A 20,311-nucleotide genomic window follows, 5' to 3' on the forward strand; every position below is an offset into this window, starting at 1 on the left:
AAGTGCAACATTTATAGCGAAAACTTGGCTATAGTTAAACAAGACTGTCTATATTCTATTAAGCATTGTGTTGCGGCTCGACTCGGTTACTATCTACTATGCTCGGTACCAAATAATAAGAAAAGGACTTTAAAATGCATAATCTACTTCAGCGGGCAGTCATTTGGCTTATGTTTGCTTTTTCGGTGCCGGTGCTCGCTGCGGATTGGGTGTATGTGGTACATCCCGGAGACACTCTCTGGGATTTTAGTATTAAAAACCTGAAGAACAGCGAGCACTGGAAAGATCTTCAGAAAATCAATTCGATTGAAAACCCTCAAAAACTGCAGCCGGGAACACGTATTCGTGTGCCGTTGGCATGGGTAAAACAAACAGCTGTTGATGCTGAGGTTGTGGCTTTGCATGGCGAGGCGTTGTTAACGCGAGCCGATAAAAGTGTGCATAAAGTTAAGATAGGTGACCATATTCGTTTAGGCGATCAGTTAGATGTAGAGCTCGCCAGTACACTGTCCGTGAAGTTCGCAGATGGTAGTGTCGCCACTGTGCATGAAAGTAGCCGGGTACAATTTAATCATTTGAGTCAATATAGTGATTCAGGGATGGTGGATACGCGCTTTCGTTTAGAGAAGGGGAGGGTAGATACGCATGCTATACCTGCGAAAGGTGCCGGATCGAGGTTCGAAATTCAAACGCCTTCAGCTATCACTGCCGTCAGAGGAACAGAGTTCAGAACCAGTGTGGTTGATTCCGACCAGATATCCAGAGTGGAAGTGCTCAAGGGTAAAGTCGCGGTAAAAGGGCAGTCAACCTCACGTGCCATACCCGCCGGTTACGGTACGCGAGTTGAACCTCGTAAAGCACCCATAGCACCCGTAAAACTGCTGCCAGCTCCGGTGTTAGAAGATATTCCTGCTGTTGTCCGGGAGGTGGGCTGGTCACTTCGTTGGAAACATAACCTAAAGGCAAAGTCCTACAGAATTGAATTGTCTGAAAATGCTGCTTTTGATCAATTGCTGTGGAGCCGGGTGACCGAAAATCGACAGTCGATTTTACCTGATGTAGTGGATGGGACTTATTATGTGCGTGTTCGGGGTATCGACCCGCTGGGCATTGAAGGACTCTCTAGCGTCGCTAAACTTGTACTTGATCTTCATCCCAGCCCTCCTTTTTTGATGGAGCCGGCTAATGAAGAAGTGTTCCGGAGTAAGGTACCCGTGCTTCGCTGGACTAAATCGATGGAAGCTGATGCCTATCGCCTTCAGGTATCAGGCGCGGAGGATTTTTCCGGGACGTTATTAATAGATAAAAATACTGGTTCGCAAGTATCTTATTCAGCAGAAGAGATTGTTGATATTGGTACATATTATTGGCGGGTTGCCAGTATCTCTGCTTCGCAAGAGCAGGGGCCTTTTAGTACAGTGCTTCAATTGAAGAAAGCTCCCGTACCCCAGGCACCGGAATTATCAGTATCGTCTGAGGAAAAACAAATAACTGTGTTGTTAGCGGGTGAATCAGGGCAACAGTATCAGGTACAGGTGTCTGAGTTCGCTCGGTTTAATCCGCTGTTGCTTGATCGCATAGTGGGGCCATCAGAGTTTTCTTTCGATAAATCGAACGATGTGCAATATTTTCGGGTGCGAACGATTGAGTCTGATGGCTTTGCAGGCCCGTGGAGCGCGACTCAGCAGATTTACCCAGCGCAGAATAATCGCTGGCTACACATAATAGGAATAGGCATTTTGGGAATATTGTTTTTCTGATGGACAGCTTCAAGGTGCGGGGCATTACGATCAATGCACTCTTGTGTATGGTCTGTTTGCTGGTGCCTTTATTACTCTTAAATAATACCTATATTGCCCGTTGGAATTGGATTATTTACGATTCCATGCATACGTTGTTAGTACATGACGCTTCTGAACAAGTAGTCATTGTGGCTGTTGACGATAATAGTTTGCAGCAGCTCGGGCGTTGGCCCTGGTCAAGAGAGGTGCACACGCGTTTTTTGCAACAGGTGCACGCATTGGGCGTAAAAGCGGTCGGCTTTGATATACTTTTCCCTGAGCATGAAACGGATCAGGTAGACCAGGCGTTTGCCGATGAAATCAGGAAAGTGGGCAGCGTGGTTTTGGCGGTGGCGCCAGAGGTGAATACTCAGGGTGAGATAACATCTGAATCCTTACCTATTCCTATATTAGCCGCCGCCGCTGACAGGCTGGGTCATGTTGATTATGAACTGGAAATTGATGGTATTTGCCGCGCTGTTTATCTGTATGCGGGTCTTGGAAGTGCGCATTGGCCCGCTTTTTCTTATGCGGTTTATCTGACTGCTTTTCAAAAACAGCCCGAGGCCAAAAAGCTATCGGCGTTGGGTGCAGGGTGGGTGAGGGAGCAGCCGTTATATATCCCGTTTCAGTCGAAGCCTGATGCCATTAGCCAAGTATCATTTGAAGATGTGTTGCATGGGCGGGTAGATTCTATTATCAAGAACAAAATATTGCTGGTGGGCGCGACGGCGGCGGGGCTCGGTGACCAGTTATCTACTCCGGTATCCGGTGAGCATCGGCGCATGCCGGGTGTGGAAGTGAATGCGCACCTGCTTGAGTCTCTGATACAGCAGCGCTCGCTGGAGTATGCATCTGTTGCTGTTCAGGTCATCTATACCCTGTCGGTGACAATACTGTTTGCTTTCAGCTTGTATTTCTTTGGACTTTCGCGGGCGCCGGTGTTGTTTTTTGCCAGTATAGTGCTGACGCTTGTCATAACCTTTATCAGCTTACAGTTTCTTCGCCTGTGGATGCCGCCCTTTACTGCCTTGCTGGGTGCGGTGGTGACTTATTTTGCATGGGGATGGCGCTCACAAACGATTGTTCAGGGTGAGTTGCTTCATTTAAATCGAACCTTGCTCCATCAGGGGGGGCATGATCCAATCTCTTCCTTGCCAAATCGTACTATCCTTGAAAAGACCCTCAATCAAAGCATGATTAATGCAAAGCTGACCGGTTGTCTGGTGAGTGTTTATATTATCAATACGGGGTCGTTGCGTGCGATCAATGATCAATTGGGCTTTAAGGCAGGCGATGAGTTATTGGATAAGGTTGCCCAGCGAATACAGCATGTGCTGGGAGATGGCGCGGTTGTTGCAAAAATTAATGGTGAGTTTGCGGTCGTACAAGACGCCGCCCATGAGTTAAGAATTCAACATGTTGGCGGGCGGCTGTTACAGGTGCTGCAGCAACCTTTCGAGTGGGGTAATAAAGATTATTATCTGCCGCCTAGTATTGGTGTTAGTGTGTTTCCTGCAGATGGATTAACCAGTGATACGCTTATTAATCATGCATTTACGGCGATGCATCGGGCTAAAGCTGATCGAAAGCGTGGTTTATTATTTTTCTCCCAGCAAATGAAACAGGATCAGGTGCAGCGCTCAGAGTTGGAAAGCGACCTGCGCAATGCACTGGTGAATGCAGAGTTTGAAGTTTACTACCAGCCGAAAGTATCTGCGACAGATCGAACCATCATTGGAGCAGAAGCCTTGTTGCGTTGGCATCATCCTGTGCGGGGTATGATAGCGCCGACGGAATTTATTCCGCTGGCAGAAAAGCAAGGCATCATCGTTGAAATTGGGGCATGGGTGCTGCGTCAGGCCTGTCAACAAGCTCAAATCTGGCATGATGCGGGATACCCCTTCTTTCAGATCGCGGTGAATGTGTCTGCCGTTCAGCTGACCGAAAGTGACTTCTCTGCTGTGCTCTCTAAGACACTTGATGAAACAGGGTTGAATGCACAGTCCCTGGAAATTGAGGTGACAGAGACATCGTTGATGACGGATGTTGAGTTAACTATTAGTATACTGGAGCAGATTAAAATGATTGGAGTGGGGATTGCCGTGGATGATTTTGGTACCGGTTACTCCTCACTCAATTACTTGAACATGTTTCCGGTTGATTATCTGAAGATAGACCGTACATTCGTTAAAGATTTAGGTACCAGCAGTGATAGTAAAGACATCACATTGAGCATTATTAATATGGCACATCGTTTACATCTGCAGGTTGTTGCTGAGGGGGTTGAAACCGAGGTCCAGGCGACGTTTATGCAAGAAAATGCCTGTGAATACCTGCAGGGGTATCTCTTTGGCAAGCCAGTACCCGCAGATGAGTTTACTGTTCTGCTATCTCACAAGTGAGTTTTCCGGACTTTGCTGCACGCTCATATCACGGCACACTTATTTCGCTGTACTATCATTTTACTATCACTCAAATAGAAAGATCTTATTAGGTATCCTGGCGTGTCTCGGGTAATACTGGTGACTCTTCTCCTCCAGAGGACGCCGTCATGTTAAAAATTGAAGATGTAATGCTGAACAACCCGCCGCTACTCTTTTGTGAGCAGGGGCTTTCCGTTGCCGTCGATATGATCCTTAATAGTGGTTATATTGGCTTGCCAGTGGTTGATGCAGAAAAACACTTAATTGGTTTTTTGTCAGAGCAGGACTGCATTAAAGTGCTGGTTAGTGACAGTTACCATTGTGATTCTCATACGCTGGTTAAGGATATTATGCGGGAGAACCCGCTCTGGGTATCACCTCACCTGTCAGTATTAGAATTTGCCCAGAGTCTGGGAAAAGGTAAGCCGAAAATTTTCCCGGTAGTTGAAGACAACCACGTTGTCGGGTTGGTCACGCGAGCGCAGGTAATGAAATCACTCAGCCAGTCATTACAATCGTGTCGGGTGACCTGATATTTTGAGCCTTTGTTAAATAGTTTGAGCTTGTGTTAAATAGTTTGCACTGGCTGAGAGAATAGTTTTGTTAGCGTAGGCTAATAATCGGCCAGCCTTTCTGCTTGGCGGTGAGTGTCAGAGTGTCATCGGCATCGACGGCCACAGGATTGTCGACCAGTTCAAGTAAGGGCAAGTCATTGCAGGAATCGCTGTAAAAAGAGCTGCCCTGTAAGCTGTGATTGGTTTCTTTAAGCCAGTGATGTAAGCGTGTTACCTTGCCTGATTGGAAGCAGGGCGTACCGGCCACTTTACCGGTATAGCGGCCATTAATGATCTCGGGGTCGGTAGCGAGAATGGCATCGACACCTAACCTGGCCGCGATAGGACCTGTGACGAAATGGTTGGTTGCAGTAATGATCAACAAGAAGTCACCCTGATCCCGGTGTTTCTGAAGCAGTGCCAGTGATTTAGTTAAGATCATAGGTTCAACCTTAACGTGCATGAATTGCGCATGTAATTCCGAGAGCCGGTCTACGGATAGTTCTGCTAAAGGGCGAAGGGCAAATTCCAGAAACTCGTGGATATCCAATGTGCCTTGCTGATATTGCACAAAAAAATAGTCGTTTTTCTGGCTATATTCTGTTGCGTCTACAATGCCCTGTTCGCATAGAAACTCTCCCCACGCGTGATCACTGTCGCCATTCAGTAATGTGTTATCAAGATCAAAGATTGCCAGACTCATATATCGTTCTCCCTATCATTATGGCGGCAAGCATAGAGTGATATCTGTCTGCTTTCAAATTTTCTGCTTTTCTGTTCTGCCCGACAAGCTATTTGCGGATTGCAGGAAGTATGGAACAATAGGGTAAAAAGTATTGATAGGATTTTAAAAAGTGATTGATTCAGACGGGTTTAGACCGAATGTAGGTATCATTCTGGCAAACCCACTGGGTCAGGTGCTTTGGGCGCGTCGTATCGGACAGGATGCCTGGCAGTTTCCACAAGGGGGGATTAACCCTGATGAAACGCCTGAACAGGCCATGTACCGTGAATTAAGAGAGGAGATAGGCCTCGGCGCGAATGATGTAGAAGTGGTCGCGGTTACCCGTGGCTGGCTTCGCTATCGATTACCCAGGCGCATGATCCGCAGGCACTCGCACCCCATTTGTGTGGGTCAGAAGCAGAAGTGGTTTTTGCTCAGAATGCTGAGCCATGATGATGCTGTAGTGATTGATCGTACCGACTCTCCGGAATTTGACGGATGGCAGTGGGTCAGTTATTGGTATCCCTTGGGTCAGGTTATTTCTTTTAAACGAGAGGTATATAGAAAAGCGATGAAGGAGTTATCGCCCAAGCTGTCACGAGTTGTAATGCAACGACAACGTTAAGCTCATTAAGGAAAAGAGATATGCTGGAATTACTGCGTAAGATTGTTCAAGAGGTTAGCAGAGCGCCTGATGTGGATGCTGTGCTGGGTCTTATCGTGCGCGGAATTCAGCGAGGCATGACGACGGATGTCTGCTCCGTCTTTTTGTTTGATACACCCACGCAACGTTTCGTTTTGCGTGCATCGCAGGGCCTCAATCGTAAATCGATTGGACGGGTATCCCTCTCCTCTTCCGAGGGTATTGTGGGTCTGGTTGCTCAGCGTGCTGAGCCGATCAATCTTGAAGATGCAGAAGTGCACCCGGCATTTTGTTTTTTGAAAGAGACAGGTGAAGAGCGTTTTCATGCGTTTTTGGGTGTGCCCATTATGCATCAAAAGCAAGTGCTGGGTGTGCTCGTTGTGCAGCAGCAGGAGTGTCGGCGATACGATGAAAGTGAAGAGGCCTTTATGGTCACGATCTCCGCACAACTGGCCGGTGTCATTGCGCATGCGCAAGCGACCGGCACCATCAATAAAATTGCCTGGCAAAGTAAGAAGCGGATAGATCATCGCTTTGAAGGTATTCCCGGAGCCCCTGGTGTTGCCATTGGCAGAGTGGTGGTGGTAGCACCGCTCTCGGATATTGATGCCGTGCCTGATAAAGTGGCTGACGATATAGCGCTGGAAATTGCTAACTTTGAAACAGCGCTGGAGCGGGTGCGGGCTGATATACGCAAAGTCAGTGCAAAGCTTGCTAAACGTTTACGTCATGATGAGCAGGCATTGTTCGATGTCTATCTGAAAATGCTGGATGATAATGCGTTGGCCGGTGAAGTTGTAGAACGGATCAAGCTCGGAAACTGGGCTCAAGGTGCATTGAGCTGGGTTATTACAACGAATGCACAGCAGTTTGCCATGATGAATGATGCCTACCTGAGGGAAAGGGCAACGGATATCCGGGACTTAGGGCGGCGTGTGCTTGCTTATCTGCAGGAGGATAGTGGTGCGCAGAGTATTGAGCTGCCAGAAAACGGGATTCTGGTTGCCGATGAGCTTTCACCGGCTATTTTAGGCGAAGTTTCAGCGGAAAAGCTTGCCGGTCTGGTATCGGTGAAGGGTTCAGGAAACTCACATGCGGCTATTCTGGCACGCTCGATGGGCATTCCAACGGTTATGGGTATGCTTGATCTCCCTTATCGTCAGTTGGACGGACGCGAAGTGATTCTGGATGGTTATTCCGGGCGTTTGTATATTGACCCTTCAGATGACTTGTTAGCCGCGTATCGGGAGATATTACGCGAGCAGGAGGAGGTGGCAGCTGAACTGGCGACTCTACGAGACCTGCCTGCTAAAACGGTTGATGGCAGCCGGATACCGCTTTGGGTTAATACCGGATTGCTTGCAGATGTGACCCGTTCTTTGGAGCGGGGAGCAGAGGGGATTGGCCTGTACCGTACCGAAATTCCTTTTATGGTGCGTGAATTTTTCCCCAGTGAGCATGAGCAGATGCAGATTTATCGTCGCCAGTTGGAGGCGTTTGCTCCCTTGCCTGTGACGATGCGCACGCTGGATATCGGCGGAGATAAGTCGCTTCCTTATTTTCCGATAAAAGAAGAAAACCCATTTCTTGGCTGGCGCGGGATTCGGGTAACACTGGATCATCCTGAGATTTTCATGGTTCAGCTCAGAGCGATGCTGCGGGCTAATGAAGGCTTGGGTAATCTGCGTATTATGCTGCCGATGGTGACGAGTGTTAATGAAGTTGATGAAGCCAATAACCTGCTGGATCGTGCGTTGCATGAATTGCAGGAAGAGGGCTATGTCGTCGAGCGGCCTTTAGTCGGCGTTATGATTGAGGTGCCCGCGGCTGTTTATCAGTTACGACGCTTTGCCAAACGCGTTGATTTTATATCAGTTGGGTCTAATGATTTGACCCAGTATCTGCTGGCGGTGGATAGGAATAACCCACGAGTCGCCGGTCTGTACGTGCCCTATCATCCGGCCGTACTGAAAGTGTTGGACTTGATCGCACGTGAGGCGCGTAAAGAAAAGCTGCCGGTGTCGATTTGTGGCGAAATGGCGGCGGAGCCAGGTGGCGCTTTGTTATTGATGGCGATGGGCTACGATGCGCTTTCAATGAATGCAACAAACTTACCCAGAGTGAAGTCTACTATCCGACGCGTCTCGATGGTTCAGGCAAAAGTACTGCTGGATAAAGTGATGCGCATGGATGATGCGGATAAAATTCAGGCTTTAATGATAGAAACTATGGATTCTATGGGGTTGGGCCAACTGGGTGCTCCGGTCGTACCGGAGTAACCAGTTTTGCAGTCACGGCCTGAACGATAGTTATAAATTAAGGCTCTAAACTACATTTCTAAATTAAGGTTCTAAACTACGGCTCAGCTTGCTTACCCTATTAAGGGCGTTGTGAGTGTGAAATGCTGCTGCCCACTTTTGCCTGATTGGTCAAACCTGAACTCCACCAACTGAATAACACCTTCTGTGTCCTGTAATAAAACAGTGGTAGCGCGTGTGCCATAGCCCTCGATGTTGATAAAGCAGGAAGAGAGTTGCTTCTCCCGTTCGTAGCTGATGCCGGTATCAGGCAGGTCTCTATCTTCTGCAGCTTGCGTCGAACTTAATACTCTGGCAAGCGTGTCAATACTGAGACCGCTGCGCAGCAGTGCCTGTAAATGCTGTTTTGCCTGTAACACTTTGGGCCAGCGGGTATCCAGATGAGCGTTGCTTAACGCATAAACGCCGGGTTGGAGACGGCGTGACTCTGCTCCTTTGTTGGAGCCGTAATATAAGCCGCTGTCGTCTCCAAGTAATAAGTTGTACCCACCAAACTGTGAGCCACTCGTTTGTAATTCCTCCAAATAAGCTTCTGCGCTGATCTCTTGGGTTAAAAAATGGCGTGTCAGGTGACCTCTCGATTTTAGCCCCGTATCTTTGTTGCCGCCTTCTCTGAAATTAGTAACAGCGGTGAATTTTCCTGCTTTATTAATACCTAGCCAGGTGCCGTGCTGTTCAAGATCGATACCGGCAAGTATATCGTTATGGTCTTTCCAGTAGTCCATATTCAGTGTCGGGCGGGCATAAAATTCGTCACGGTTAGCGACCATGATGAACGGGTATTCAGGATGTTGGTTGTAAGCAAAGGTGATCAGGCACACAGCTATCTCTTTCTCTTGTATTTCGGGTGCTTAGATAGAACGAATTCGATAAACTAGCACATTATCATGAAATACAGACGGATTAGAACCGATGTTGCTGACTCTCTTGCTATATCTGGTACTTGGCGCTGCGGCGGGCATTGTGGCGGGCTTATTTGGTATTGGTGGTGGTTTATTGATTGTGCCGGTGCTTATTTTTAGTTTCGGTTTGCAGGGAATGTCCGCAGAAGTGCTGACACATGCGGCCGTAGCGACCTCGTTGGCAACGATTGTTGTCACGTCAATCAGTTCAGTGCGGGCCCATAACAAGCGGGGTGCCGTACGCTGGAAGATGCTCAGGCCTTTGGCTATCGGCATTGTTGTCGGGGCGTTTTTGGGTGTTTTTACAGCAGATATGATGAAAGGCGAGCATCTGCAGATCGCTATCGGTATTTTTGCTCTGGTGGTTGCTATTCAGATGGCTTTCGGTTTGAAGCCCAAAGCCGGGCAAGAGGCGCCGTCAGATAAAGGCTTAGCAGGGGCCGGGAGTGTGATTGGTTGGGCGTCGGCGATCTTTGGAATCGGCGGTGGCACATTGACCGTACCTTATCTGACCTGGAAGCAGGTTAGCATGCAGGAAGCTGTCGCCACGTCGGCTGCATGTGGGTTGCCGATTGCCTGTATGGGGGCGTTAACCAATATTTATACGGGCTGGGGTGAAGCCGGGTTGGCCGAGTGGAGTCTGGGTTATATTTATCTTCCCGCCTTTATTGGGATAGTCGTCAGTAGTTCGCTGTGTGCAAAAATAGGCGTGAAATGGGCACATAGTCTATCTGGTGATCTACTGAGAAAGATTTTTGCAGGCTTCCTGACGTTGGTGGCAGCGCGATTTTTGTTAGCTAATTTATTCTAAGGAAGTCTATGTGGGTTCATGATATTGATCCGATTGCGCTGGATCTGGGTTTTATTCAGGTTCATTGGTATGGTCTGATGTATTTAGTTGGTTTTGGCGCTGCATTTTGGCTGGGGGGCTATAGAGCCAGACAAGCCGGATCCGGATGGACAGAGGAGCAGGTTTCCGATTTGATTTTCTGGGGAGCCATGGGGGTGGTGTTGGGCGGCCGCATGGGCTATGTGCTTTTCTATAATTTTGATCAGTTTTTAGCAGATCCGCTCTGGTTATTTGCTGTGTGGGAAGGCGGAATGTCTTTTCATGGTGGCTTGCTGGGTGTGTTGGTGATGATCTGGTTGTTTGGCAAAAAACACGCTAAAAGCTTTATGCAGATGGGTGACTTTGTCGCGCCATTAGTGCCGATTGGTCTGGGGGCCGGGCGCATTGGGAATTTTATCGGAGGAGAGTTATGGGGGCGCGCCGCTGATGTGCCTTGGGCGGTGGTTTTTCCGCGGACGGCTGATGGCGTTGCTCGTCACCCTTCGCAGCTCTATGAGGCCTTTTTGGAAGGCGTAGTGATGTTTGTGGTTCTATGGTGGTTTTCGTCTAAACCGCGTCCCCGAATGGCTGTATCAGCATTGTTTTTGATTATGTACGGCGTATTCCGTTCCTTTGTAGAGTTCTTTCGTGAGCCGGATGCGCATATCGGCTATATCGCATTTGGTTGGCTGACAAAGGGACAGCTATTATCCTTGCCTATGGTTGTCGTCGGTGTATTGATGTTGTTATGGGCTTATAAAACAACAAAAGTTCGTTAATCACACTGCTGCTTCAGATAGAAACGTCAACGTCCTGATCTGAAATGTGACCTAAACGGGTTGTTAGGTTATCGGCTATTAGTCAAAAAACGACTGGAAGGACCACCAAAGACCACCTTAGGTGGTCTTTGGCTCGGATTCAGGACAGGTGATGAACCGGTTCCATACCATATACGGGTGTTGCTATCTTTTCCATACGCGCCTTGATTTGCAGCGATAAATATTGTGAGTAGTGACGTGATTGATGCAGGTTTCCACCGTGAAACCATAAGGCATCCTGGTGTGTCGGTTTCCACATGTTTCTCAACTCTCCTTCCCACGGTCCAGGATCTTTTGTGGTGTCAGATCCCATTCCCCAGCATTTGCCGACTTTATCGGCGACCTCTTGGGAGATAATTTTGGCTGCCCAGCCATTCATTGAGCCATATCCGGTGGCGTACACAATGAGATCGGCTGGTAGCTCAGAACCATCGGTCAGGGTAACGGAATGAGGATTAATGTGTTTAATAGACACGCCCGCTTTGAGTTTGATTTCCCCTTCAGCGACTAAGTCTGACGCGCCAACATCAATATAGTATCCAGAACCACGACGTAAGTACTTCATGAAAAGTCCTGAGCCGTCTTCACCAAAATCGAGTAAGAATCCAGCATCGCGTAATCGTTGATAAAACTCTGCGTCGTGTTCTGCAACCTGTTGATAAGCAGGAATATGAAATTGTGGCATGATTTGGAAAGGCACAGAAGCAAACGTTAAATCGGCGTTATAGGTCGTCATGCCATTTTCTACAGCTTCTTCTGAGTATAGGCCGCCTAAAACGAGCTCCATTAACGTATCAGATTTGATGATGTGGGTAGATGAGCGCTGAATCATAGTGACATCGGCGTCGTTTTCCCAGAGTGCGCAGCAAATGTCATGAGCAGAATTATTGCCTCCTAAAACAACACACTTTTTATTCTTGTAGGCTTCGCCGCCGGGGTGTTTGCTGGAGTGATGCTGTTCACCTTTAAATGTATCCATACCCGGAATGTCGGGAATATTGGGGATGCCTGACATACCGGTTGCGATAACCAGTTGCTTAGGTTTAAGCGTCAGTTGTTCGCCATTGCGGTTAACCTGGACGGTCCATTCTTGTTTTTCGTCATCATATTGAGCATGAGTACATTGAGTTGAACCCCAATAGTTGAGCTCCATCACTTTGGTGTACATTTCTAACCAGTCGCCGACTTTGTCTTTAGGTGTGAATACAGGCCAGTTTTCCGGGAAGGGAATGTAGGGCATGTGGTCATACCAGATAGGGTCATGTAACGACAGCGACTTGTAGCGATTGCGCCAGGTATCTCCAGGTTTTGGTAATGCGTCAATGATGATCGTCGGGACGTCTAACTGACGTAAACGAGCACCCAAACCTATTCCTCCCTGACCACCGCCGATAATCAGACAATAGGGCTGCACGCTATTGCCGAGTTCGGCTTCTTCTTGCTGACGCTTTTCCAGCCATGTTTTACGGTTTTTATTAGCACCGTGCTCCGCACCTTTAGGGCGAAGCTTGTTCCGTTTTTCAGGGTAATCTTTTAGTTCGAGCATGGTTGTAAGAAAAGTCCATGCTTTGCCTTCGCGCAGGCGAACGTGGCCGCGTCCTCTTGCTACTGCTGTTTCAAAGGTAACCCAGGCTTCTATGACACCATCGTCATTCTCTGTGGCGTCTTGCTCAAGTTTCCAGTTATGTGGGCGGGCATTACCCATTGTTGCATCAATCATATTTTTGATTGCACTGCGGCCTTCGAGAGTTTTGATATTCCATGTGAATGCGATCAAATCTCGCCAGAAGCCTTGCTCTTCAAAAAGGTTTGCTGCATTGCCGGGATTATCTGAGCTTAATGTCGCGCCCAGCTGTTCGATCCAGGATGAAGCTTTAACGGTTGGCTCATGGGTGGCTGTTAATGTATGGGTTGTCATAGAGGTCTCCAATGCAGATTTTTGTTTTTGTAACTGCGTTAATACCAACATTCTCATCAATGTGATCAGGTTGATTACAGGGAGTAGAGCAGCAAGCATGCCAAGAGTGTTTTTTTTGGGAAAGATGGTGTTTAACTAATTGATTTTTATGTTTATCTTGTTTTATTGGTTATATGTTTTTTTTTGGCTGCGGTGTGACACTTGTAATGTGACTGTAAACCTTGTGTAACGCTGTCGTTCTCGTTGCATTACACCTGTAACGCATGTAGATAAAACCAAATGTCATGGTCATCTGATCGCTATATTAAGCACTATGGAAAACTCAGGTTTTCGCGGGTACACTCAAAAGAACGTGAAATAACAATAAAAGTCACGCAGCAAGGGGTTGTCATGAATAGCGCAAGTGCACAGCGCAGACATATCGATACGATTCTGAACTTTGGCGATCAGTCGTTAGCCATCAAGCGATACTCGCCTACCCATGAGCTGATAGGTCGTTCATGGCAACGTTGTTTAAATGAATATGGCTTAGACCCTAGCCAGCCAAGACCCGCCCGTATCGTGACACAGCAAACTTTACGTGAGCATCAGGATTCGGTTGATGAGTTTTTAAATGTTGCACGTGCAGGTGTAGAGCAACTGTATACGCAGGTTGCCAGCTTAGGTTATGTCTTGCTGTTGAGTGACTATCGCGGTATTACCGTTCAATTTTTGGGTGATAAGCGTCATGATGAGCGTTTACATAAAGCAGGACTTTACCTGGGTGCCGATTGGAGTGAGCAATATGCGGGTACCTGTGCCGTGGGTACTTGTATTCAGGAACAAAAAGCGCTGACATGCCATCGAGTCGATCATTTTGATAGTTCTCATATAAGTCTGACTTGCACTGCAGCGCCGATTAAAGATCCGTCAGGGCAGCTATTGGCAGTACTTGATATTTCAGCGCTGGATTCATCCCGTACCCCAGAAAGCCAGAATTTTGCGTTACATCTCACCCAGTTGTATGCCCGCCTGATTGAAGATGCATACTTCCTGAGGCGCTACCGGAAAAAGGTTGTTTTTAAATGCGATTATTCGCGTGAGCTGGTTCAGGTAAACGGCCAGCTATTATTTGCATTAGATGAAAACGGTGATGTGTTAGCGGCTAATTCGGCCGCTCGCGCTATGCTGAGTGAAGTTGTCATTCCCGGAGCCTCTCTGCTTTCTGTTTCTTTGCCTCAGTTGCTCGAGTGTGAGTGGAGAGACATTCTTTCTATTGCCATCGAAAGTAACGATGGTGTGCGTGCCTTTCGAGTGTCAGGCACTGCGCGTACTCTTTTTGGCACCCTTATCGAACCCGCTGTCTCAGTACCAAGGCAAAGCTTCATTGATAATGCACAAGAAGAGTCGGTTGAGTTATTGGATCAGTTATCTGCAGATGATCCGGCCATGCGGCGTAACCTTTCTTTGGCTAAGCGTCTGCGTAATCGTGATGTGAGCTTGTTGATACTTGGCGAAACAGGGACGGGTAAGGAGGTGCTGTCCCAAGCGATACACATGAGTAGCGTGCGGGCTGGTATGCCGTTTGTTGCCGTGAATTGCGCTTCTATTCCTGAATCCCTGATTGAAAGTGAGCTTTTTGGTTACCTGCCCGGCACGTTTACCGGAGGGCGGGCAAAAGGCGCAAAAGGTTTGATACAGCAAGCGGACGGTGGGACGCTTTTTTTAGATGAGATCGGTGACATGCCGTTACATTTGCAAACTCGGTTGTTGAGGGTTTTGGCAGAAAACCAAGTGCAGCCTCTTGGAGGAGGGCAGCCTATTCCCGTCAATGTGCGTGTGATTGCCGCAACTCACTGTGATATTCATAAGTTAATTGAAACGGGATGCTTTAGGGCGGACCTCTATTATCGGCTTAACGGTGCGACCTTGAAATTACCGGCACTGAGAGAGCGGGCGGATAAACAATATGTTATTCAAACGCTGTTAAAACGTATTACTCTGGTGGATTCCGGGCGCATGGTTCGGTTACGTGCAGATGCCATGAGTGCGCTTTTAGCGTATTCATGGCCGGGTAATATTCGACAGCTGTCGAATGCGCTGGCTTTTGCTGAAGCGACTTGTGACGGAGCTGAAATTACTGTGTATAACTTGCCGGAGGAGTGCTTTATTCACTCAGGAAAGGTGACGGGCCTGGCTGCGTTGTCAGCCTCAGCCGTTAATCCGCTGATAGTGGATAGGGTGTCGAATGCCGGAGATGATAAAAAGCAGATGCTGATGGATATTTTGCGTCACACACATTGGAATATATCGGCTACAGCAAAACAGTTAGGTGTTTCGCGGCCCACTATTTATCGACGGATGCAAAAATATAAAATTGTTGCGCCCAATGACCGCTAAGTGGGTGCATCAAACAGCGAATGGATACTTTATTGGTTCATGGTGTTGATAGCCTTCAACGTCAAAGTCGTCCAAGGTGACCCAGGTTTCTAAATCCTTCAGTGACTTGATATCCGGGTTAATTATCAACTGAGGGGATGGGAAAGGGTCGCGCTTCAATTGTACATCACGCATCAAATCAAGTTGATCTTCATAAATGTGTGCATTGACAATCTTATGGTATGCCTGACCCGCTTTGTTCCCTGTGATCTGTGCCATTATTGCCAGGAAAAAATAGACCTGTACCATGTTGAAGTTTAATCCAAGTGGCACATCGCAGCTTCGTTGGGTGCTATTTAGGTACAAGGTGTTGTCGAGTAACGAAAAATGATGGCTGTACATGCAGGGGCGCAGACAGGCCATATGAAAAGCCCCTGGATGGTAAAACGTGAAGATTTCTCCACGGTTATCCATGCCTTTCGATAGGTGATCGACTATCTGAGCGAGGAGATCAATGCTGCCACCGTCAGGTTTCGGAAAGTTTCTTGCTACTTTTCCGTAGATAAAACCGCAGTCATCAGTGCCTTTTCTGTGGGGGTTGCTAAGCCATTCTGTATTGTGATTGGCGTTTGCGTCCCAGGTTGAAGTACCCAGCTTTCTAAAGTCAGCTGCATTATCATAGCCGCGTATATAGCCTATGAACTCTGCAATTGCTGATTTCCAAAAGCTTTTTCTTGTTGTTATAAGCGGGAACTCATTCTTGGCTACATCATAAGTAAGATCGGCATTGATGACAGTCAGGCAGCGCTTGCCAGTACGTTCGTTGTTAACCCAAGATCCTTCATTGGTTATGCGTTGGCAGAGGTCAAGATATTGCTTCATGTGTTTTTCTTACTTAAATAAAGGCGTGTGAGTTAATTTTAACTGGCCAGACGCGGCGGTGTCCATGCTAAGTAGAAAGCCTGGGCTATTGGTTACAGAGGTATGATGGATGTCTTGTAAATGAGTGGTTATTATAGGCGCCCTTAAAAGGGTGTTCATTGTATCTAGTGTTTAGTGAATATTTGGGCCCTTTGGAGTGAAGGGGTTACAGTCGTTATATTTGATATCAGCGAGCTACCGGTCGTAAACCAGGATGCAGGATTAAACATTAGCGCCTAAGCTAATATGAGTATCTGTGTTTAAAAATTCACATATTGTCATTGTTGACTGCTGCGGGGTGTGAAGATTGCAGCAGGATTATATTTAAGGTGTATTGCTATGAGATTGTCCATGATTGTTGCTCAGGCGCAAAACCGAGTGATAGGCAGGCAGAATAAGCTTCCCTGGTATTTGCCTGGTGACCTGAAGTACTTCAGACAGGTGACTATGGGTAAGCCGGTGATCATGGGCCGTAAAACATATGAGTCTATTGGTAAGCCGTTGCCGGGGCGCTTAAATGTGGTTATCACGCGCGATACTGCTTATCAGTTAGAAGGGGCCAAGGTGGTGCATTCGCTGGCTGAAGCAGTAGCGCTGTCAGAAAATCAGGCTTTTATAGACGGTGTTGAGGAGGCGATGGTGATTGGCGGAGAGCAGATTTATGCGCAAGCGTTGCCGTTAGTCGAGCGTCTCTATGTTACTCAGGTACACGCTGACGTTGAGGGCGATGCTTTTTTTCCTGAACTGCTGTTGAGTGACTGGGCTGAGCAGGGGCGCGATGATTTTAAAGCAGAGGGTCCGAACCCTTACGATTATAGTTTTATTGTTTATCAGCGGGCGAATTAGATGATTGATGACAGATTATTATCGATTTTATCTAACGGACAATTTCATTCAGGGCAGGAGTTGGGGGAGCGGCTTGGCGTGAGTCGCAGTGCTATCTGGAAACAAATGAAAGAGCTGGAGCAGCTAGGCGTTGATATTTATAGCATCCGTGGTCGTGGCTATCGTATTCCGGGAGGTTTGGATCTGTTATGTGAAAAGCAGATTGTTACCGGGTGTTCAGAGCTTGCCAGTAGTCGTTTAACCACGATCTCGCTGGAGCGGGTTGTTGACTCGACTAATATGATGGCGATGCGTGAAATACATCAGCAAAATATCATATCAGGTCGCTTGTATCTGGCGGAATATCAGGCTGCCGGTAAAGGGCGTCGGGGTCGTACCTGGGTAAGCCCGTTTGCCAAAAATTTGTATTTTTCACTGGTATGGCGTTTTACGCAAGGCGCGGCGGCCCTTGAAGGGTTAAGTCTGGTTGTGGGGCTGGCCTTGGTGAAAGCATTGAGTTCGCTGGGTGTGTCGCGGGTCCAGGTGAAATGGCCGAACGATCTGTTGGTTGACTCAAAAAAACTGGCGGGCATCTTATTGGAAATGCATGGAGATGCGTCAGGTGAGTGTCAGGTGGTGATTGGGGTGGGTGTGAATGTGGCTATGCCGGCGCAGTCAGAAGAAGGCATTGGTCAGCCGTGGACTGACCTGCAGCGGTTAACCAATGGTGATATATCACGAAATCAACTGATGTCTGAAGTGTTAAATCACTTAGTGCCAGAGCTTGATCGCTTTAGTGAGCACGGCTTTGCTGTCTTTAGGGAAGAGTGGCAGCAGGTGCATGCGTTTCAAAATGAAACGGTGCGCTTGATGCTTGGCAGTAAGGAGATTGTCGGCGAGTGTCAGGGGGTAGATGATCGTGGTGCGCTTATGGTGCGGCATGGTGGCGTAGTAGAGCATTTTCATGCCGGCGAAATCAGTGTGAGGCGGCAGCATGAATCTGGATATTGATATCGGCAACACCTTCCTGAAATGGCGTTTGGTGTCAGCGCAGCGGGTGCTGCAAAAAGGGTCTGTGCTGACCAAGGAGTTTGCGCCAGCGACATTTCAGTCTATGGCTGATCTGGCGGTTGACAAAGTGCGCATAGGTTCGGTGGCGAGCGCACAGCTGGATGAGCGGCTTGTGGAAGTCTGTCGGCGGTTATGGCAGCTGGAACCTGTATTTGCGAAAACTACTATGCAATGCGCGGGAGTTGTAAACAGCTATCAAGATCCCTCAAAAATGGGCGTGGATCGTTGGCTGGCGATGGTGGCTGCATACAAGGCGGTCAATAAAGCGGTCGTTGTGGTCGATTGTGGCAGTGCCATCACAGTGGATTATCTGACGAATGAGGGGAGGCATCAGGGCGGGTATATTATTCCCGGGCTTAGGCTGATGAGGGAGTCCCTGTTGCAAAATACTGCACAGGTCAGATTTGAAAAAAATGAAACGGCTGGGGTGACGCATCCGGGTGTGAGTACGGCTGAGGCTGTATTGCATGGTTCTGCTTATCTTTTTAAGGCATTGGCACATGAATTAAAGCGCGATCTTGATGCGGAAGTGGATTTGTTTATTACCGGTGGGGATGGTGCCTTGATGTACGAACTGGTTTCTGCGGGTCGCTTTGAACCAGATCTTGTGATGGATGGTTTGGTCTGGGTTTGCTCATAATGCGCAAGTGGTTGCTCATTTTTCTTTTACTTCTCAATGTTATTGTGTTTTTCGGTTTCGCAATGCGAGGACAAGAAACGCCTGCTCGTCCTGATGTGGAAGTGGAGCAGGCTTTTGAGCTGCGTCTGGTGAGTGAGGTAGCGCCAGACAGTTTAATAAAAATAGCAGAGCAACCAGAGCAGCGTGATATTCAGGCGTGGTTTGTTGAGGGCGCATGTATTGCGTATGAAGGGATTAAAGAGCAGAAATCTGCAGATGATATTGCCGGCTTTATGGCGGAGCAGGGATTAAGTCCGATCATATTAATGCAGACAGTTACCGCAGAAAAATATCAGATGGTAGTGACTGTACCTGATGAAAGGGAGGCGAGGTTAACGCTGGAGTCAAGACTCCAGGCAAACGGTATTACGTTAATCATGGCGAACATCAATGACGAAGCGGTATATCTGATAGGAAGTTATGCCAGTGCCGGGGAGGCTGAAAACGCGCAACGAGGCTTATTGTCTGTTTCCTCAGAGTTACAGCTTCACAAAGTTTTAGACACTCAGAGAGCTTTTTCTGTTCAATTGGCTGATGATGTTGATCGGAATTTGATCAATAAAATCAACGATGTGCTTAAATTGACCTATGAAACACTAAAAATAGAAAAAAAAGTGTGTAAAGGGCTTGCAAGCACAAAACCTCATCAGTAACATATGCGCCACTTCGTTAAGCCGGTATAGCTCAGCTGGTAGAGCAACTGACTTGTAATCAGTAGGTCCCGAGTTCGACTCTTGGTGCCGGCACCAACGAAGATGGTAAGGTGAGGTTCCCGAGTGGCTAAAGGGATCAGACTGTAAATCTGACGCGCGAGCTTCGGTGGTTCGAATCCACCCCTCACCACCATAAATGTTCGGTCCGGCGGGTATGGTATAGTGGCTATTACCTCAGCCTTCCAAGCTGAAGAGGTGGGTTCGATTCCCACTACCCGCTCCAGAGCTGGCAAGCCTGAAAGGCAAATGTGAAGTAAGACTTGCTCATGTAGCTCAGGGGTAGAGCACACCCTTGGTAAGGGTGAGGTCGGCGGTTCAAATCCGCCCATGAGCTCCAAAAATTCGAGAAGGGTAGATATAGCAATATGTCTGCCCTTTGTTGTATCTGTGATCTTGCGGTCTTGATTGGCCGGTTAGGGAATAATGACGATGGCTAAAAAAGCTTTTGAACGTAATCTGCCGCACGTTAACGTAGGTACAATTGGCCACGTTGACCATGGCAAAACAACTTTGACAGCAGCTCTGACGCGCGTATGTGCGGAAGTGTTTGGTGGTACAGCCGTAGCATTTGACGGTATCGATAATGCTCCGGAAGAGCGTGAGCGTGGTATCACTATCTCCACGTCGCACGTAGAGTACGAATCTAAGATTCGTCACTATGCGCACGTTGACTGTCCGGGACACGCGGATTATGTGAAAAACATGATCACTGGTGCTGCACAGATGGATGGCGCAATTCTGGTATGTGGTGCGACTGACGGTCCTATGCCTCAGACACGCGAACACATCCTGTTGTCTCGTCAGGTAGGTGTACCATACATCGTTGTATTC

Annotated in this window: 17 protein-coding genes and 4 tRNA genes; 17 read left to right on the forward strand and 4 right to left on the reverse strand. The window is 47.9% G+C overall.

Annotated features, from left to right (window positions below):
- Window positions 1–134 precede the first annotated feature (134 nt).
- From BM099_RS18455 to BM099_RS18465, 3 genes are all read left to right on the forward strand, one after another.
- Entirely contained in the window at window positions 135–1,760 is a 1,626-nt protein-coding gene (locus tag BM099_RS18455; protein WP_090730443.1) for a FecR domain-containing protein, read from the forward strand.
- Window positions 1,760–4,186, forward strand: a complete 2,427-nt coding sequence (locus tag BM099_RS18460; protein ID WP_090730445.1) for a putative bifunctional diguanylate cyclase/phosphodiesterase — start codon at window positions 1,760–1,762, stop codon at window positions 4,184–4,186. The genes BM099_RS18455 and BM099_RS18460 overlap by 1 nt, the downstream gene beginning before the upstream one ends.
- 149 nt (window positions 4,187–4,335) lie before the next feature.
- Complete coding sequence (locus BM099_RS18465) at window positions 4,336–4,740, forward strand: CBS domain-containing protein (protein ID WP_090730447.1); 405 nt, start codon at window positions 4,336–4,338, stop codon at window positions 4,738–4,740.
- Window positions 4,741–4,810: 70 nt separating this feature from the next.
- Here the strand turns inward: BM099_RS18465 and BM099_RS18470 are convergent, their stop codons facing one another.
- Window positions 4,811–5,464 (reverse strand): histidinol-phosphatase, encoded by a 654-nt coding sequence (locus tag BM099_RS18470; RefSeq protein ID WP_090730449.1) that lies wholly within the window; start codon window positions 5,462–5,464, stop codon window positions 4,811–4,813.
- A 151-nt stretch (window positions 5,465–5,615) separates the two neighbouring features.
- Between BM099_RS18470 and BM099_RS18475 the strand changes: the two genes are divergently transcribed.
- Both BM099_RS18475 and ptsP read left to right on the forward strand, forming a co-directional pair.
- Window positions 5,616–6,110 carry an RNA pyrophosphohydrolase gene (locus tag BM099_RS18475; protein ID WP_090730451.1) on the forward strand — a complete coding sequence of 165 codons (495 nt, stop codon included), beginning with the start codon at window positions 5,616–5,618 and terminating at the stop codon, window positions 6,108–6,110.
- Between the two features lie 20 nt (window positions 6,111–6,130).
- The gene (ptsP, locus tag BM099_RS18480) at window positions 6,131–8,407 is read left to right on the forward strand and encodes a phosphoenolpyruvate--protein phosphotransferase (RefSeq protein WP_090730453.1); all 2,277 of its coding nucleotides are present in this window, start codon (window positions 6,131–6,133) and stop codon (window positions 8,405–8,407) included.
- 92 nt (window positions 8,408–8,499) lie between these two features.
- Here the strand turns inward: ptsP and BM099_RS18485 are convergent, their stop codons facing one another.
- A complete protein-coding gene (locus BM099_RS18485; protein WP_177201230.1) occupies window positions 8,500–9,267 on the reverse strand; it encodes an NRDE family protein in 768 nt (255 codons plus the stop codon).
- Window positions 9,268–9,358: 91 nt separating this feature from the next.
- Here BM099_RS18485 and BM099_RS18490 point away from each other — a divergent pair, with 91 nt between their 5' ends.
- Both BM099_RS18490 and lgt read left to right on the forward strand, forming a co-directional pair.
- The gene (locus BM099_RS18490) at window positions 9,359–10,159 is read left to right on the forward strand and encodes a sulfite exporter TauE/SafE family protein (RefSeq protein ID WP_090730457.1); all 801 of its coding nucleotides are present in this window, start codon (window positions 9,359–9,361) and stop codon (window positions 10,157–10,159) included.
- Between the two features lie 8 nt (window positions 10,160–10,167).
- The gene (gene lgt / locus BM099_RS18495) at window positions 10,168–10,956 is read left to right on the forward strand and encodes a prolipoprotein diacylglyceryl transferase (RefSeq protein WP_090730459.1); all 789 of its coding nucleotides are present in this window, start codon (window positions 10,168–10,170) and stop codon (window positions 10,954–10,956) included.
- 139 nt (window positions 10,957–11,095) lie between these two features.
- Here lgt and BM099_RS18500 read toward each other — a convergent pair whose 3' ends face one another.
- Entirely contained in the window at window positions 11,096–12,913 is a 1,818-nt protein-coding gene (locus BM099_RS18500; RefSeq protein ID WP_090730484.1) for an NAD(P)-binding domain-containing protein, read from the reverse strand.
- Between the two features lie 390 nt (window positions 12,914–13,303).
- Here BM099_RS18500 and BM099_RS18505 point away from each other — a divergent pair, with 390 nt between their 5' ends.
- The gene (locus tag BM099_RS18505; RefSeq protein ID WP_090730461.1) at window positions 13,304–15,292 is read left to right on the forward strand and encodes a sigma-54-dependent Fis family transcriptional regulator; all 1,989 of its coding nucleotides are present in this window, start codon (window positions 13,304–13,306) and stop codon (window positions 15,290–15,292) included.
- Window positions 15,293–15,301: 9 nt separating this feature from the next.
- Here BM099_RS18505 and BM099_RS18510 read toward each other — a convergent pair whose 3' ends face one another.
- Window positions 15,302–16,153 carry a thymidylate synthase gene (locus BM099_RS18510; RefSeq protein ID WP_090730463.1) on the reverse strand — a complete coding sequence of 284 codons (852 nt, stop codon included), beginning with the start codon at window positions 16,151–16,153 and terminating at the stop codon, window positions 15,302–15,304.
- Window positions 16,154–16,531: 378 nt separating this feature from the next.
- Between BM099_RS18510 and BM099_RS18515 the strand changes: the two genes are divergently transcribed.
- The 9 genes from BM099_RS18515 to BM099_RS18555 all read left to right on the forward strand — a co-directional run.
- Window positions 16,532–17,038 (forward strand): dihydrofolate reductase, encoded by a 507-nt coding sequence (locus tag BM099_RS18515; protein ID WP_090730465.1) that lies wholly within the window; start codon window positions 16,532–16,534, stop codon window positions 17,036–17,038.
- Window positions 17,039–18,028, forward strand: a complete 990-nt coding sequence (gene birA / locus BM099_RS18520; protein ID WP_090730470.1) for a bifunctional biotin--[acetyl-CoA-carboxylase] ligase/biotin operon repressor BirA — start codon at window positions 17,039–17,041, stop codon at window positions 18,026–18,028.
- Complete coding sequence (locus BM099_RS18525) at window positions 18,012–18,728, forward strand: type III pantothenate kinase (protein ID WP_090730472.1); 717 nt, start codon at window positions 18,012–18,014, stop codon at window positions 18,726–18,728. The genes birA and BM099_RS18525 overlap by 17 nt, the downstream gene beginning before the upstream one ends.
- Entirely contained in the window at window positions 18,728–19,420 is a 693-nt protein-coding gene (locus BM099_RS18530; RefSeq protein WP_090730475.1) for a hypothetical protein, read from the forward strand. The genes BM099_RS18525 and BM099_RS18530 overlap by 1 nt, the downstream gene beginning before the upstream one ends.
- 20 nt (window positions 19,421–19,440) lie before the next feature.
- Window positions 19,441–19,516 (forward strand) — tRNA-Thr (locus tag BM099_RS18535).
- A gap of 13 nt (window positions 19,517–19,529) precedes the next feature.
- A tRNA-Tyr gene (locus BM099_RS18540) sits at window positions 19,530–19,613 on the forward strand.
- 15 nt (window positions 19,614–19,628) lie between these two features.
- Window positions 19,629–19,703 (forward strand) — tRNA-Gly (locus BM099_RS18545).
- A gap of 39 nt (window positions 19,704–19,742) precedes the next feature.
- Window positions 19,743–19,817 (forward strand) — tRNA-Thr (locus BM099_RS18550).
- Between the two features lie 92 nt (window positions 19,818–19,909).
- On the forward strand, window positions 19,910–20,311 hold a 402-nt coding region (locus tag BM099_RS18555; RefSeq protein ID WP_143083803.1), incomplete at its 3' end, for a GTP-binding protein.

This window comes from Neptunomonas qingdaonensis, from assembly GCF_900113275.1.
GTDB lineage: Bacteria > Pseudomonadota > Gammaproteobacteria > Pseudomonadales > Balneatricaceae > Neptunomonas > Neptunomonas qingdaonensis.